At 61.7% G+C, this 14,129-nt stretch carries 12 protein-coding genes and 1 tRNA gene; 8 read left to right on the top strand and 5 right to left on the bottom strand.

Annotated features, from left to right (window positions below; translation table 11 throughout):
- Nucleotides 1-21 precede the first annotated feature (21 nt).
- The 3 genes from sucC (at nucleotide 22) to ACYU70_RS06875 (ending at nucleotide 2,434) form a co-directional block, all read left to right on the top strand.
- The gene (sucC, locus tag ACYU70_RS06885; RefSeq protein ID WP_342296636.1) at nucleotides 22-1,218 is read left to right on the top strand and encodes an ADP-forming succinate--CoA ligase subunit beta; all 1,197 of its coding nucleotides are present in this window, start codon (nucleotides 22-24) and stop codon (nucleotides 1,216-1,218) included.
- Between the two features lie 161 nt (nucleotides 1,219-1,379).
- A tRNA-Arg gene (locus tag ACYU70_RS06880) sits at nucleotides 1,380-1,451 on the top strand.
- 476 nt (nucleotides 1,452-1,927) lie between these two features.
- Nucleotides 1,928-2,434 carry a fasciclin domain-containing protein gene (locus ACYU70_RS06875; RefSeq protein ID WP_425293319.1) on the top strand — a complete coding sequence of 169 codons (507 nt, stop codon included), beginning with the start codon at nucleotides 1,928-1,930 and terminating at the stop codon, nucleotides 2,432-2,434.
- Between the two features lie 83 nt (nucleotides 2,435-2,517).
- On the opposite strand, the gene ACYU70_RS06870 is transcribed toward ACYU70_RS06875, so the two are convergent.
- From ACYU70_RS06870 to ACYU70_RS06850, 5 genes are all read right to left on the bottom strand, one after another.
- Nucleotides 2,518-4,497, bottom strand: a complete 1,980-nt coding sequence (locus ACYU70_RS06870; RefSeq protein ID WP_342296634.1) for a T9SS type A sorting domain-containing protein — start codon at nucleotides 4,495-4,497, stop codon at nucleotides 2,518-2,520.
- Nucleotides 4,498-4,644: 147 nt separating this feature from the next.
- Entirely contained in the window at nucleotides 4,645-5,406 is a 762-nt protein-coding gene (locus tag ACYU70_RS06865) for a PASTA domain-containing protein (RefSeq protein WP_342296633.1), read from the bottom strand.
- Between the two features lie 169 nt (nucleotides 5,407-5,575).
- Nucleotides 5,576-8,272 carry a D-alanine--D-alanine ligase family protein gene (locus ACYU70_RS06860; protein WP_342296632.1) on the bottom strand — a complete coding sequence of 899 codons (2,697 nt, stop codon included), beginning with the start codon at nucleotides 8,270-8,272 and terminating at the stop codon, nucleotides 5,576-5,578.
- An 88-nt stretch (nucleotides 8,273-8,360) separates the two neighbouring features.
- Complete coding sequence (locus ACYU70_RS06855; protein WP_342296631.1) at nucleotides 8,361-9,059, bottom strand: copper homeostasis protein CutC; 699 nt, start codon at nucleotides 9,057-9,059, stop codon at nucleotides 8,361-8,363.
- Complete coding sequence (locus tag ACYU70_RS06850) at nucleotides 9,056-10,072, bottom strand: N(4)-(beta-N-acetylglucosaminyl)-L-asparaginase (protein ID WP_342296630.1); 1,017 nt, start codon at nucleotides 10,070-10,072, stop codon at nucleotides 9,056-9,058. Before ACYU70_RS06850 ends, ACYU70_RS06855 begins: the two co-directional genes overlap by 4 nt.
- Nucleotides 10,073-10,141: 69 nt before the next feature.
- Here ACYU70_RS06850 and ACYU70_RS06845 point away from each other — a divergent pair, with 69 nt between their 5' ends.
- The 5 genes from ACYU70_RS06845 (at nucleotide 10,142) to ACYU70_RS06825 (ending at nucleotide 14,108) form a co-directional block, all read left to right on the top strand.
- Nucleotides 10,142-10,996: an N-acetylglucosamine kinase gene (locus ACYU70_RS06845; RefSeq protein ID WP_342296629.1), complete on the top strand. Its 855-nt coding sequence runs from the start codon at nucleotides 10,142-10,144 to the stop codon at nucleotides 10,994-10,996.
- 76 nt (nucleotides 10,997-11,072) lie between these two features.
- Nucleotides 11,073-12,263 carry a phosphoglycerate kinase gene (locus ACYU70_RS06840; RefSeq protein WP_342296628.1) on the top strand — a complete coding sequence of 397 codons (1,191 nt, stop codon included), beginning with the start codon at nucleotides 11,073-11,075 and terminating at the stop codon, nucleotides 12,261-12,263.
- A 228-nt stretch (nucleotides 12,264-12,491) separates the two neighbouring features.
- Entirely contained in the window at nucleotides 12,492-12,833 is a 342-nt protein-coding gene (locus ACYU70_RS06835) for a hypothetical protein (protein ID WP_342296626.1), read from the top strand.
- Between the two features lie 169 nt (nucleotides 12,834-13,002).
- Complete coding sequence (locus ACYU70_RS06830) at nucleotides 13,003-13,539, top strand: phage tail protein (protein ID WP_342296625.1); 537 nt, start codon at nucleotides 13,003-13,005, stop codon at nucleotides 13,537-13,539.
- Between the two features lie 26 nt (nucleotides 13,540-13,565).
- Entirely contained in the window at nucleotides 13,566-14,108 is a 543-nt protein-coding gene (locus tag ACYU70_RS06825; protein ID WP_342296624.1) for a phage tail protein, read from the top strand.
- Nucleotides 14,109-14,129 lie beyond the last annotated feature (21 nt).

Below are 14,129 nucleotides of genomic sequence, written 5' to 3'. Positions count from 1 at the left end.
AACCACCCCTTACCCGTTTTTATGAACATTCACGAATATCAGGGCAAAGAAATCCTGAAAAAATACGGCGTCCGCGTGCAGGAAGGCATCGTGGCCGACACTCCCGAGGAGGCCGTGGCCGCCGCCGAGAAACTGACCGCCGACACCGGCACCAGCTGGTACGTCATCAAGGCGCAAATCCACGCCGGAGGCCGGGGCAAAGGGGGCGGAGTGAAGCTCGCCAAAGGCATCGACAAGGTGAAAGACATTGCCAAGGACATCATTGGCATGCAGCTCATCACCAAGCAAACCGGCCCTGAAGGCCGCCTGGTGAACAAGGTGCTCGTGGCACAGGACGTGTACTACCCCGGCGCTTCGGAGCCGAAGGAGTACTACATGAGTGTGCTGCTGGACCGTGCGTTGGGCAAAAACGTCATCATCTACACCACCGAGGGTGGCATGGACATCGAGGAAGTGGCCGAGGCGCACCCCGAGAAAATCCACCACGAGCACGTGGACCCCGCCGTGGGCCTGCAAGGCTTCCAGGCTCGTAAAATTGCCTTCAACCTGGGCCTCGAAGGTGAGGCGCAGAAGGAAATGGTGAAGTTCGTAACCGCCCTGTACAAGGCTTACGACGAAACCGATTCCAGCATGTTCGAAATCAACCCGGTGCTGAAAACGTCGGACAACAAAATCCTGGCCGTGGACGCCAAGGTGACGCTGGACGAAAACGCCCTGTACCGTCACAAGGATTTCGTGGCCCTGCGCGACTTCAACGAGGAAGACCCCCTGGAAGTAGAAGCCAGCCAGAACAACCTGAACTATGTAAAGCTCGACGGCAACGTGGGCTGCATGGTGAACGGTGCCGGCCTGGCCATGGCCACCATGGACATCATCAAGCTTTCGGGTGGCGAGCCCGCCAACTTCCTCGACGTAGGGGGTGGAGCCAATGCCCAGACGGTTGAAGCGGGCTTCCGCATCATCCTGAAGGACCCGAACGTGAAGGCCATCCTGATTAACATCTTCGGCGGCATCGTGCGCTGCGACCGGGTGGCGAACGGCGTGGTGGAAGCCTACAAGAAAATCGGCGACATCCGTGTGCCCATCATCGTGCGCCTGCAAGGGACCAACGCCGAAGAAGGTGCCCGCATCATCGACGAGAGCGGCCTGAAGGTTTATTCGGCTACCCTGCTGAAAGACGCCGCTGCCCGCGTGAAAGAAGTGCTGGCCACTGCCTAAGCCGTTGACGCTTCGAAATTAAGAGCCTCGCCGATATAGTATCGGCGAGGCTTTTTTGGGCTTTTCGGTTAGTGCACAGAAGCAACTGTCGAGTAGAAAAACGGCCCCGGTATTTGGCTGCCGAGGCTTTTGCGGCTACTTTTGCAGTCCTATCCAGACCTGGTGATGTCGTACAACGGATAGTATGAGAGTTTCCGAAGCTCTTGATCTAGGTTCGATTCCTAGCATCACCACTAAAAACCCCATTTCCAAGCTGGAAATGGGGTTTTTTATTTTATCCGCTGTTGGGTGGACATTGTACAGGGTTGGGGCGCTTGAAGCACCGGTGAAAATCAGGGGAATGAATGCTTTTTAAATGATATTTATTTTATATATTATATATAAACTATTTATGCAAATGAGTACCGAAGTGTAAAACCCAATGCTGCTTCGCTGCCGTATAGGCTGGATAACAACTATTTCTCTCACTCCAACTCCCACCACCATGAACACGAAACCATTCTTCGCGGCCCTCGCCCTGACTATCGCCTGCTCGGCCACCGCCTTCGCGCAGGATATGAAAACCAAAAGTGACGCTGAAAAGACCAAGACGAAAGCCGACGGCATGACGACGAAGACCAAAATGGCCGACGATGGCAAGATGAAAGTGAAAGGCAAGTCGGATGCCGGCGATAAAATGAAGTCCAAAACCACGCCCCGCAAAGGCGAAATGGTCATGACTGGCGATGCCATGAGCACCACCACCAGCACCGGCGGAGTGATGGTGGGCGGGGCCATGATGACCCCCGATAAAGACATTGTGGATAATGCCGGCGGCAGCGCCGACCACACCACCCTGGTAGCGGCCGTGAAAGCCGCTGGCCTAGTTGAAACCCTGAAAAGTGCCGGGCCCTTCACCGTGTTTGCGCCCACCAATGCGGCCTTCGATAAGCTGCCCGCCGGCACCGTGAACTCGCTGGTGACGCCCGAGATGAAGCCCACGCTCACCAAAATCCTCACCTACCACGTAGTGCCCGGCCGCCTCATGGCCGCCGACCTCAAAGACGGCCAGGTACTGACCACCGTGGAAGGCGAGCAACTGACGGTGATGAAATCCGGCAGCAGCGTGATGCTGAAAGACGCCAAAGGCGGCATGGCCACCGTAACCATCCCGAACGTGGTGTCGAGCAACGGCGTAACGCACGTAGTTGACACCGTACTGATGCCGGCCAAGTAATTCTGCCAAATCAGACTCCTTGTCCCAATAAAAAAGCCGTCCGGATTGTCCGGGCGGCTTTTTTATTTATTGAATGGCAGCAGCTATTCCAGCACCAGCTTGCGGCCGATGGTGCGGCCGTCGGCCAGGGTTAGGCGGACGGTGTATAGGCCGGCAGGTAGCGCGGGCAGGGGCAGGGTGGCATTGCCGGCCTGGGCGGCGGGCTGCTCCCACACCACGCGGCCGAGGGCATCGAGCAGGGCGGCCCGCGCAAAGCCCGGTCCGGCAATGCTCACGGTGCCGTGAGCGGGGTTGGGGTAGAGGCTGTAGGCTGCGGCGACGTGGCCGGCGGTGGTGGCGGTGGCCACGTTGTTGGTCATCACGGGGCGCATCATGAGGGCCCCGCGGCCGGAGATGAAATTGGTGGTGTCCCACACGCCGGCGTTGTCGCGGACCAGCAGGTGCTGGGCCGGGAAGCCGTTGTTGTAGTCGACGGCGTAGGGCAGGAAGCGGCCGGCTGAGGTGGAGGGCTGCGAAAAGCCCACGTAGAAAATGCCCGATACCGGCACGGGCTGGTCGAAATCAATCTGATAGTACTGCGCGCCGGTCGGAATATTAGCCGCAGAAGAAGCCGGGATGGTGGCCGTTTTGGAAGCCCGGGCGGTGGCGGCGGGGCGGCCGTTGGCATCAGGCCACACGCTGATGGTGACGGGGCGGGCATCGAAATCGAAGGTCCGGGTGCCGCTGGTCACGCTGGAGGCGGGGTAAACCGGGTACAGGCGCAGGCCGCGCACGTAGTCGGGCTGGTTCAGGTCGAAGCGGTAGGCGAAGGCCAGCGGCGGGCCGCTGGCGAAGGGGGGCAGGTAGGTAGAGCCTTCGGCGCTGCCGTCGTCATAGGCGTAGTAATTGGCCAGCTCCACGTCCCGGAAAATGGTGTCGTTGGGCAGCGTGAGCGGGTTTTGCTCCTGCGAGTTCAGGGCCATGGTGTAGCGCAGGCGCTTGGCATCGGGGGTAGTGGGCAGGGGCACGGCGCTGGCCGCGCCGGTCACGGGCGTGAGGCGGGGCAGCGTGCTCAGGGGCAGGCTCCGCTGCAGCCAGGTGCCGATAACCGGGCCGGTGGGTAGCTGCTGCACGGTGCCCAGCACGTTCACGTTGAGGGGGGCCAGGCTGCTGCGCAGGTTGCTGTAGTTCACGCCGAGGTTGGCCGCCAGCTCGCTGCTGGGCGGCGTGGCGGCGTTGAATTGCCAGACCGGCATCGACGAAAAGCGGCGCAAAGGGCTGCGCATGCCGCCCGCCGGAATGCCCCCGGTGAGGCCGCCCCCAGCCCCCGAATCCAGAAACGTGGTGTCGGCCAGGCCGGCGGTGCGGCCCCGGTCCAGCAGGATGTAGTCCACGCTCCAGTTGTCGCGGTTTTCGGAGCTGTTGCCGGTGGCGATGAACATGAATTGGAAATTGCCATGCAGGTATTTGGCTTGTTCCAGCAGCACCACCTGCTGCCGGAAGCCGGTGCGCACCCGCTGGGCATTGTACATCCAGACCCGCTCCCAGAGGTTGGCATCGGTTCTCACAAATAGCTCCAGGCGCACGGGCGTGGTGCCGCCGTTGGCCCCGGGGGCGCTCACTACGCTGCCGGCCTGCCAGGCAAAGCTGAGGGCCACTTTATCGTTGATGGTGAGGCCGCCCAGGTTGATGGGTTGCGATACCAGCGAATCGAGGGCCCCGTACACAATATTCACCTGGCCGCTGTAGTTCTGGCCATCGGCGCGCAGGGCGTCGAGGGTGGCGGCCCCGCGGGTGAGGGGCTGAATGGCCAGGCGGTTGCTCACGAAGGCACCGCCCGTGGGCATCCATTTCAGCGGGTTGGGGTTTCCGTTGAGCGGCGTGGTAAAGTCGTCGAAGAAAGGCAGGGCCAGCGCCGTGGTGCGGTACATCTGGGTGTGGGCGGCGGCCGTAGGCGCGTAAGCCGCCCGGCTTGGGTCGGCCAGCAGGGGCTCGGAAGGGGAGAGTTGGGCGGCGGCCGTGCCCGCACTCAGCAGCAGCGCCGGCAGTAGCAGGCGGGACAACGTGTGGAATCGTGTCATCATAAGATTAGTAGGATTTTGAGGGCCTAACGACCAAAGCGTCCGGAAAAGTGCATTACGACGAAGCGGTGCCCCGCGCCGCCGAGCCGGCGAAAAAACTTGCACGGGCGCGGCGACGCAAAGCACCGCTTTGCGCTGAAAATTAATAGCTTACTTCGCTACCCAGATATCCACCAGCTGGCCCATGCGGATGGTGGCATCGGGGCCAGCCACGGGGCGCTGGCGCACCACGGTGCCCGCCACCTGGCCTTCTTCGGCGGGCTGCTCAAAGACTTCGCCCTTTTGCAGGCCCTGGCCTACGAGTAGCGTAATGGCTTCATCCTCGGGCATATTGATAAGGTTGGGCACGGCGAAGGTTTGGTTGCCCTGGCCGTCGCCCACCACGAGGTCCACTTTTGTGCCTTTGGCGATGGGCGCGCCGGGCGCGATTTCCTTACCGTTCACCAGTTGCTTCAGCACCGCGCCGGATGCCAGGTCGGGCACCAACTGAATCTGGCCCACCACGAGGTCGTAGCTTTTGAGGATGAGCATGGCATTCTTGGAAGAGCCGTCGGTGAGCTTGGGCATCTTAATCACCGGCGGGTTTTTCATGCTCACCTGGAGGTAGATTTTGCGGCCTTCCTTCACCTTTTCGCCCGGCGCGGGGTCCTGCACCAGCACGGTGAAGGGGCGGATGTTAGGGCTGTAGCTGGAGTCGTCCACGAAGTAGTTCAGGTTGCGCTCTTCGAGATATTTCTCCAGGTCGGCCACGTTCATGCCCGTCACTTTGGGCACGGTGATGGTTTCGCCGTGGTGCGTGCTCACGGGCAGGTACACGTAGAAAAAGCCCAGCACGAGTAGCAGGCCCGCCACGGCAATGAGCACGAGGTGCTTCACAACGTCGAGCGGAGTATTGGAGGTGAGGAAAGCCATTGAATGGGTAACGTGGGTATTGTAATTGGGAGTCCAAAGAACGTCATAATCGCCCGTCATGCAGAGCGCAGCGAAGCATCTTTACCGCTCAACGCAATTCAATTGAAGGAATTACTGATGGCGGACAAGATGCTTCGCTGCGCTCTGCATGACGGTCAATGACGACCTTTTATTGCGCAACGGCCTTTTCAGCCCGTGCCTTGCCAAACTCCAGAATCCGGTCGATGAACTGGTAGGGCGTGTAGCCGGCCAGCGCCGTCTGGTGGAAAATGCAGGTGGCCGGCGTCATGCCCGGCAGTGAGTTTACCTCGATGATGAGCACCTCCACCTCGCCCTCCTGGCGCACGCGCACGAAGGCGTCAATCCGGGCGTAGCCCTGGATGTCGAGCACTTCGGCCACGCGGCGCAGCACGGCCTTCACCTCGTTCGAGATGCGCTGGCGCTCCACGGGGTCCACGTCGTAGCGGGCGGGGGTGATGTTCTGGCCTTCGCCGGCCAGGAATTTCTCCTCCAGGCTCAGCACCTCGCCGGTGGCCAGGGCCTCGCTGGCCTCAAAAACTTCGATGTCGAGCAGGCCGTCCTCATCATAAGAAGTGAGCAGGCCACCCGTGATTTCGAGGAAATGCGCCGCCCCGTCGCGGCTGATGAGGGTTTCGACCAAGAAGGCATCCTTGCGGGGGAATTCCTCCTTGAAGCCCAGGTGCAGCACTTCGGCCGGGCCGGGCATGAGGTCTTCGTCGGTGCGGAAGATGAGTTGGCTGAAAGCTTCGAGCTCCGCGCGGTTCTTAATTTTTTTCACCGCCGAGGAGCAGCCGTCGTCGGCGGGCTTGGCGATGAAGGGGTAGGGAAACTGCGTTTCGAGTGAGCGGTAGAAGCTTTCGGCGTCGGCCTGCCACTCCAGCTTGGTAGCCATGCGGTGCTCGGCCACCAGCAGGCCGGCTTCGCGCAGGCGCTTGTTGGTTTCGAATTTATTGATGGTGACGCTGCTGCTGGCCACGCCCGAGCCGTTGTAGGGCAGGTTGAAGCTTTCCAACTCCTGCTGTAGCGCGCCGTCCTCGCCGGGCCGGCCGTGCAGGGCGATGAAGACTTCATCGACCATATCCGCCAACTCCTCGAACGAGATGCGGCGCGGCTGGGCCAGCGCCTGCCCGGCGTAGGTGCTGGTGATAACACTAGCCTCCTGCCGGATGCGGGCCAGGATGGGATGCGGGGCCTCGCCGGCCTCGGCGTGCTCAATTTTCTCGCGGATGTCGTCGGCGTTGTCCTTCAGCATCACGTTCACGGGCAGCACGTAGAGCTTGTGCTCCTGGGCCGAGCCGGTGAGGAACACCGGCACCGGCGCGTACTTGGCCGACGAGCTCAGCTTCTCATAAATGTTGCGCCCGCTTTCCACTGAAATGTGGCGCTCCGACGAGTAGCCGCCCATTATCACCGCCACGCGGATGCGCTCGGTGGCCTCGTGCTGGCGGCCGGCCACGGCCGTATCCAGTTGCTCCAACAGCGTCCCCAGCTTCACCGGGCGCAGGCCGGCGCGGCGGCGGGCCGCCAGCGAGGTGCGAATGAGGTAGGTGAGAAACTGCGACGGGTTCAGCCCGATTTCGGCCGCCTGATGGAAGAAGAACGAAGCCGGCAGCATGCCCGAAGTCGTGTTCGGGTCATTGAGAAACAGCCGGCCATCGTGCCCCACAAAGCCATCCAACCGCGCATAAACCTGGAAGCCGAACGTGCGGAACATCTCCTCGCAGGCTTCGCGGATTTCCTGGATTTTATCCTCCGGCAAGTCAATCGGTGTGACCTTGCGGGCCAGGCCGGGCAGGTATTTCGAGCGGTAGTCGAACATCTCCTCGCCCTTCACAATCTCGGTAGGAGGGAGGGCCAGTGGTGCGCCATCCGGGTCTTCCACCACGATGCACGAGAACTCGCGGCCGGCCACGAAGCTTTCCACTAGCACCTGGGTTTCGCCATCGATGTTAGTCAGGCGTACTTCCTCGGCGGTTTCCAGCCGCTCATTTAGGGTGAAGAGCAGCGTTTCGGGGTGGTAAATGGGCGCGGTTTCGTCATCGAGAACCACCGGTAGGCCGATGCCTTCGCGGATGTCCGTGAGGTGCTGCACCCAGGCAATCTGGTCCTGCTCGCCGAGGCGCTGCCAGTCGGCCCGCGTCACGATTTTGCGGAATAGGCTTTTGTCAATGGCCGCCTCAAACTTGGCTAACTCATCGGTTTTCAGAATGCTCACGCCGATGCTGGAGCCCTGGCGCGGCGCTTTCAGCACCAACGGCAGGCCCAGCTCGCGCACTAGGTAGGAGAGGGTGGCGGCGTGGTCGGTGCGGTCCCATTCCTCGGCCGTGATGACGCGGAAATCGGGCGTGGGCCGGCCCAGCGCTTTCAGTAGATTTTTCTGCGCGATTTTATCAATGCCAAACGCCGAAGGCAGAATGCCGGAACCCGAGTACGGAATGCCCAGCCACTCCAGCAGGCCCTGAATGGCGCCGTCCTCGCCGCCCGGCCCGTGCAGGGCCAGGAAGGCGAAATCCATCAGCAGCGGCAGCTGCTCGGCGTCAATCTTGCGGCCCACCTTGGCAATGGCCTCGAACTTCTCGTCGTGGCTCAGCTCGCCCAGGCTTTCGATGTAGACCTGCAAATGGTGCAGCGAAGGCGGCTGCGAACTCACCGGCGGGTAAAAGTCCCGAATGGTGCCTTTGTAAATAAACTGCCAGTCGAGCAGAATGAACTGCCCCAGGCTATCGACGAAGATGGGCACGGGCTGAAACAGCGCCTTGTCAAGGTTATCAAACACGGTGCGGCCGCCGGCGAAAGAAATTTCCCGCTCGCGCGAAGTGCCTCCGAAAAAAATACCGATTTTCATAAGTGTGGCAAAGGTAAGAACCCGTAGCGCGGACTTTTAGTCCGCGGGTGAACAACCGCCGCTCGCGGACTAAAAGTCCGCGCTACAGCTACGCCACAAGCCCGGCCACCAAAACCGCATCCGTCTCAAAACGTTCGGTCTGAAATAACCCGGCAGCCGGGTCGGCCGGCACCAGCCGCTTGGCGCTGGCATGAAACTCCCGCGCTCCGGTGCGGGTGGCAAGCGCCTGAATGTTAGCTTCCGTGATACCCGCGCCCGGCATCACGCTGATGCGCCCGGCCGCCTGCGCTACCAGTGCCGCCAGCTGCTCCTGCCCCGCAAATGCTGTGGGCTGCCCGCCCGAAGTCAGCACACGCTGGCAGCCTAGAGCAATAATATCCTCCAGTGCCTGGGACTGGTCGGGGCAGGCGTCAAAGGCGCGGTGAAAGGTGACTTGCAGATTCCCGGCAACCTCAATGAGGCCTTGGCAGGCATCCATATCCACGTGGCCGGCAGCATCCAGCGCGCCCAGTACCACGCCCGCGCAGCCCAGCTGGCGGCACATTTCAATATCAGCCCGCATGATGGCCAGCTCCTCGGCATCATACACGAAGCCGCCCGGCCGGGGCCGAATCAGCACAAATACCGGAATCTGAAGCTGCGCCCGCACCGCCCGAATCAGGCCGTAGGAAGGCGTGATGCCACCCTGCTCCAGGTTCTGACACAGCTCGATGCGGTGCGCGCCGCCCGCCTGTGACGCCCGGGCCGAGGCCAGCGACCCCGCGCAGATTTCCAGGATTCGGGTCATTTTAGCAAAAACTCGCTGTCGCGCAGCACTGGCGCATCAGTGGTGCTCACCGTGAAATTGAAGCCCTTTTGCAGGGCGTATGCTCCCGTCTGGCCCTGGTTGTTGAGGGCGATGAAGGCCACTTGGATGTCCTTCGCCTTCACGCCTTTGATGGCGGCAATGCGCCCAATCGCCTCCTGGCAGGCGGCCTGTGGCGAGCGGCCCTGGCGCATGAGCTCCACCACGGTGTGGGCACCCGCGATGCGCACCACGTCCTCGCCCTGGCCGGTAGCGGCGGCGGCCCCTACGGCCGGGTCCACAAACAGCCCGGAGCCGATGAGGGGCGAGTCGCCCACCCGGCCGCGCATCTTGAAGGCCATGCCGCTGGTGGTGCAGCTGCCGCAGATGCGGCCCTGCGCATCGAGGGCCAGCATGGCGATGGTGTCGTGGTTCTGCGGGCCGCCCACGGGGCCATTGGTGCGGATTTTGGAGTTCTCGATGTTGACGACGGGCTTGTACTGGCTGGTCTCGAGCCACTTTTTGTAGGCCTTTTCCGCATCGGCGCTCAGCTTGCGCGGCTCCAGCGGAAAGCCTTGCGCCATAGCAAACTGCTGCGCACCCTCGCCCACCAGCAGCACGTGCGGCGTGCGCTCCATCACGCGCCGCGCCACGCTGATGGGGTGCTTGATGCGCTCCAAGGCCGCCACGCCGCCGCAGTTGAATTTTTCGTCCATGATGCAGGCGTCGAGCGTCACGACGCCGTCGCGGTCGGGGTTGCCGCCCAGGCCCACGCAGCAGCCTTGTTCGGCCTCGGTCACCATCACGCCGGCCTCCACGGCGTCGAGGGCGTAGCCGCCGGGCCCCAAGATGCGCCACGCGCCTTTGTTGGCATTCACGCCCGCGTCCCAGGTCGAAATCACGATGGGTTTGCCCAGGGCCGGGGCGGCCGGCAGGGCCACAGCGGCGAGTGGGGCTGCCGCTAGTCCGGCCAGCCCGGCGGCGGAAGTGTGCAGAAATTTCCGGCGAGACGACATAATAAAGAGGGGAAATGAGACGGCGAAAGATACACCCAGCCGCCAGCTCCCGCGTACTTTCGCTTCACTATGCTACTCCTCGCCGACGGCGGCTCGACCACTTGCAGCTGGTGCCTGCTGGACCATGCCAACCCCATCTACTTCCGCACCGAAGGCTACAATCCCTATTTCTGGGATACGCCCGCTATTGCCGCCTCGCTGGCGCGGAGCGTGCCGGCAGCGGTGCGCCAGGCCCCCATCAGCGCCATTTATTATTACGGTTCGGGGGTGCTTTCGCCAGCTAAAGCGGAGATAGTGGCCGGTGCACTGCGGCAGGTGTTTCCGCAGGCGCGGCAGGTGCAGGTGGCCGAAGACCTGCTGGCGGCGGCGCGGGCGCTGCTGGGCCGGCAGCCGGGCTTCGCAGCCATTCTGGGTACGGGCACCAATTCCTGTTTGTATGATGGCCAGCGGATTACGCAGATGGTCGAGTCGTTGGGCTACTCGTTGGGTGATGAAGGCTCGGGCACATCCATCGGCCGGGTATTGCTGCGTGACTACCTGCGCGGCCGTCTGCCTGCGGGCCTGGCCGACCAGTTCAAAGCCACTTATCAGCTGGGCGAAATCAGCGAAGTGCTGGACCGCCTCTACAATCAGCCCTCACCCAACCGCTTCCTGGCCGGCTTCGCCCGCTTTGCCGGCGAGCATTATGCCGAGCCCTATTGTCAGGCAGTGGTAGGGGAGGCGTTCGATTCTTTTTTTGCGCAAATCGTCACGCATTATCCCGATTATCAAAATTATACCTTCAACTGTGTAGGCTCCATCGGCTACCATTTCAGGGCTGCGCTGGCCGCTGCGGCCACCCGTCACGGCATGGCCGTGGGCCAGATTCTGGAAACCCCGATTGAAGCGCTGGTCCGCTACCACCGCACGCCCAACCCTGAATGAGTTTTGCCGGTAAGCAGGTAAATCTATGAAAGCGCTGCACTTTTGCGCCATCATCACCCCAAGTCCCCAAAACACCATGAACACCCTCGATACCTATAATTTTGCCGGCAAGCGCGCCGTGATGCGCGTCGATTTCAACGTGCCGCTCGACAAGGACCTGCGCATCACCGACGACACGCGCATCCGCATGGCCACCCGCTCGGTGATGAAAATCCTGAACGACGGCGGCTCCGTGGTGCTGCTCTCGCACTTGGGCCGGCCCAAGGGCGGCTACGAGCAGAAGTACTCCCTCGAAGCCCTCGTGGCGCGCCTCTCGCAGGAATATGGCCGCGAAGTACAGTTCGGCGGCGACGTGCTGGGGGCCGAGGCTGCCCAGAAAGCCGCCGCGCTGCAGCCCGGCCAGGTGCTGCTCATGGACAACGTGCGCTTCTATAAGGAAGAGGAAGCCGGCGACCCGGCTTTCGCCGCCAAGCTGGCCGCCCTTGGCAACGTGTACGTGAACGATGCCTTCGGCACCGCCCACCGCGCCCACGCTTCCACCGCCGTCATGGCCAGCTCCTTCGCTCCGCAGGACCGCGTGGGCGGCTACCTGCTGCAGTCCGAAATCGACAACGCCAAAAAGGTGCTGGAGAATGCCGAGCGGCCCTTCACCGCCATCATGGGCGGGGCCAAGATTTCGGACAAGATTCTCATCATCGAAAAGCTGCTCGATAAAGTGGACAACCTCCTCATTGGTGGCGGCATGGCCTACACCTTTGCCGTGGCCGAAAACGGCCACGTCGGCAGCTCGCTGCTGGAGGCCGACAAGGTGGACCTGGCCCGCCAGCTCATCCAGAAAGCCAAAGACAAGGGCGTGAACCTGATGCTGCCGTCCGACTCGCTCATCGCCGACAAATTCGCTAACGACGCCAACGTGGACGTGGCCGCCAACACCAGCATCCCCGACGGCTGGATGGGCCTCGACCTCGGCCCCGACTCGCGCGAGGCCTTCGCCGAAGTTATCCGCCAGAGCAAAACCATCCTCTGGAACGGCCCGATGGGCGTATTCGAAATGAGCAACTTCTCGCTCGGCACCGAGTACGTGGCCCAAGCCATTGCCGAAGCCACGGCGGCCGGTGCCTACTCGCTCATCGGCGGTGGCGACTCGGCCGCGGCGGTGCAGCAGCTCGGCTTCGGCGACCAGGTGAGCTACATCAGCACCGGCGGCGGCGCGCTGCTGGAGTACATGGAAGGCAAAGAACTGCCCGGCGTGACGGCTCTTGGCTAGGGCTGCCGCCCGCTATTTCCGCAAAACACCGAAAAGCCCCGGCCCCCACAGCGGCCGGGGCTTTTCGGTGTTTTGTTGTTTTCGAACGGGCAAAAAATAAATTGAGCGGCTCGGAAAATCAGGTATTTCTACGCTATTGCGGCGGTTGGTACGGGCCTTACTTTGTGGGCTGTTAACACTTGGATGTTTTCAGGACATAACTTGCTAAAACCAATGCTGGCCCCGCCCATGACTGGTACGCTAAATTTCTTTTTTGCTGCTAAATTGGTGCATAAAGGCTTTGACCAACAGCGAATAAGATTAAATAATGACGAAGCTATTTGCAGTATGATTCCGGCGTGTACCTTTATGCCGCCTTCCTCATCGCCTCATTTCCACCCGATGATTCTACCCGCTACTTTGGCCCCGCTCAACGCGTTCTACCACGGCGCTGCCCACCGCATTGGCATCATGCCGAAACCGGCTGCCCTGCCGCGCCATGTGGCTGGGCAAGCCAATGATATGAGGCATCAAACCGGGAATGCTGCAAGCTTGCACAAAATCGACAGCGTGATTTTATGTGCGCACTAAAAGAAGCGGGCAGGACCGGCTAGTAAAACCGACAGGGCTTTCGGCCACGTGCGGCCAGCACTGGCTTATACGTCCGCCGCTGCCACGCAGCACTTGGTTGCTTTCATTGCTTTTGCCCCGGCAAAAGCCTTTTCATTCCATTTTTTCACCCTCTTCACTTCATTCTTACATGGAAGCTTACGTAGGCGAAATCCGTGCCGTCGGGTTCAATTTCGCGCCGCAGAACTGGGCCTTATGCCAGGGCCAGATTATGCAAATCCGGTCGAATACGGCCCTGTTCTCGATTCTGGGCACGACGTACGGCGGCAATGGCACGACCACCTTCGCCCTGCCGAACCTCTGCGGCCGGGCCATCATCAACGCGGGCAAGGGCCCGGGGCTATCGGTGTACCCGCAGGGCGCGGCCGTAGGCAGTGAGGGCGTCACGCTGGATATGACACAGATTCCGGCCCACCTCCACACCATCACCGGCACGCTGCCGGCTTTCGATGGCCTGGCGGACAAGGGCACTCCCGACAATAATTTTCTGGCTACGACCTCCGTCAGCCAGTACGGGGAAGAAGCCGGCAGCAAAACGATGGGCCAGGGCATTATCAAGGGTACCTCCGGCCCAGGCGGGGGCGGGCAGGCGCACAGCAACATGATGCCCTACCTGACCATGAACTACATCATCTGCCTGGTGGGCGTTTTCCCGCCCCGTTCCTAACCCCTGACATTTAAACAGCTTTTCTTATGGATAACTACGTTGGTGAAATCCGCGTTTTTGCCGGCAACTTCGCCCCGGAAGGCTGGGCGTTTTGCAACGGCAGCCTGGTCAATATCAGTGAAAATCCCGCGCTGTTTCAGCTGGTCGGCACGACCTACGGCGGCGACGGGCAAACGACCTTTGCCCTGCCCAACCTGCAGAGCCGGGTGGTGGTAGGCCAGGGGGTGGCCGCCACGGGCACCAATTACCCGATGGGGATGAGTGCGGGCGTGGAGAACGTGACGCTGACCACCCTGAACATGGCGACGCATACGCACCCGGTCAGCAGCACCATCAGCGCGATGAACGGCGGCACACCCGCCAATACGCCCGTCAACAACCAGTTCGGGAGCAATGGAGCAAGTGAATACGCCAGCCCGGCGGGGGGAGCGAATGCCACCCTGGCCCCCGGCTCCGTGACCGGCCAAACCACCCCGGTGGGCAGCAGCGCGCCGCACCTCAACATCCAGCCCGTGCTGGCGCTGAACTACATCATCGCCCTGTACGGCATCTACCCGTCGCAACAGTAGTTTCTTCTCTCCCACCTCGTA

The sequence above is a fragment of the Hymenobacter segetis genome, from assembly GCF_054776495.1.
Note: the sequence above shows the minus strand (reverse complement) of the source record. Positions and strands in the feature narration are given on the sequence as shown.

Bases quoted from the DNA above. Each gene is read 5' to 3' on its own strand.
- sucC (WP_342296636.1), top strand. From the start codon at position 22: ATGAACATTCACGAATATCAGGGCAAAGAAATCCTGAAAAAATACGGC.
- ACYU70_RS06875 (WP_425293319.1), top strand. From the start codon at position 1,928: ATGGTCATGACTGGCGATGCCATGAGCACCACCACCAGCACCGGCGGA.
- ACYU70_RS06870 (WP_342296634.1), bottom strand. From the start codon at position 4,497: ATGATGACACGATTCCACACGTTGTCCCGCCTGCTACTGCCGGCGCTG.
- ACYU70_RS06865 (WP_342296633.1), bottom strand. From the start codon at position 5,406: ATGGCTTTCCTCACCTCCAATACTCCGCTCGACGTTGTGAAGCACCTC.
- ACYU70_RS06860 (WP_342296632.1), bottom strand. From the start codon at position 8,272: ATGAAAATCGGTATTTTTTTCGGAGGCACTTCGCGCGAGCGGGAAATT.
- ACYU70_RS06855 (WP_342296631.1), bottom strand. From the start codon at position 9,059: ATGACCCGAATCCTGGAAATCTGCGCGGGGTCGCTGGCCTCGGCCCGG.
- ACYU70_RS06850 (WP_342296630.1), bottom strand. From the start codon at position 10,072: ATGTCGTCTCGCCGGAAATTTCTGCACACTTCCGCCGCCGGGCTGGCC.
- ACYU70_RS06845 (WP_342296629.1), top strand. From the start codon at position 10,142: ATGCTACTCCTCGCCGACGGCGGCTCGACCACTTGCAGCTGGTGCCTG.
- ACYU70_RS06840 (WP_342296628.1), top strand. From the start codon at position 11,073: ATGAACACCCTCGATACCTATAATTTTGCCGGCAAGCGCGCCGTGATG.
- ACYU70_RS06835 (WP_342296626.1), top strand. From the start codon at position 12,492: ATGACTGGTACGCTAAATTTCTTTTTTGCTGCTAAATTGGTGCATAAA.
- ACYU70_RS06830 (WP_342296625.1), top strand. From the start codon at position 13,003: ATGGAAGCTTACGTAGGCGAAATCCGTGCCGTCGGGTTCAATTTCGCG.
- ACYU70_RS06825 (WP_342296624.1), top strand. From the start codon at position 13,566: ATGGATAACTACGTTGGTGAAATCCGCGTTTTTGCCGGCAACTTCGCC.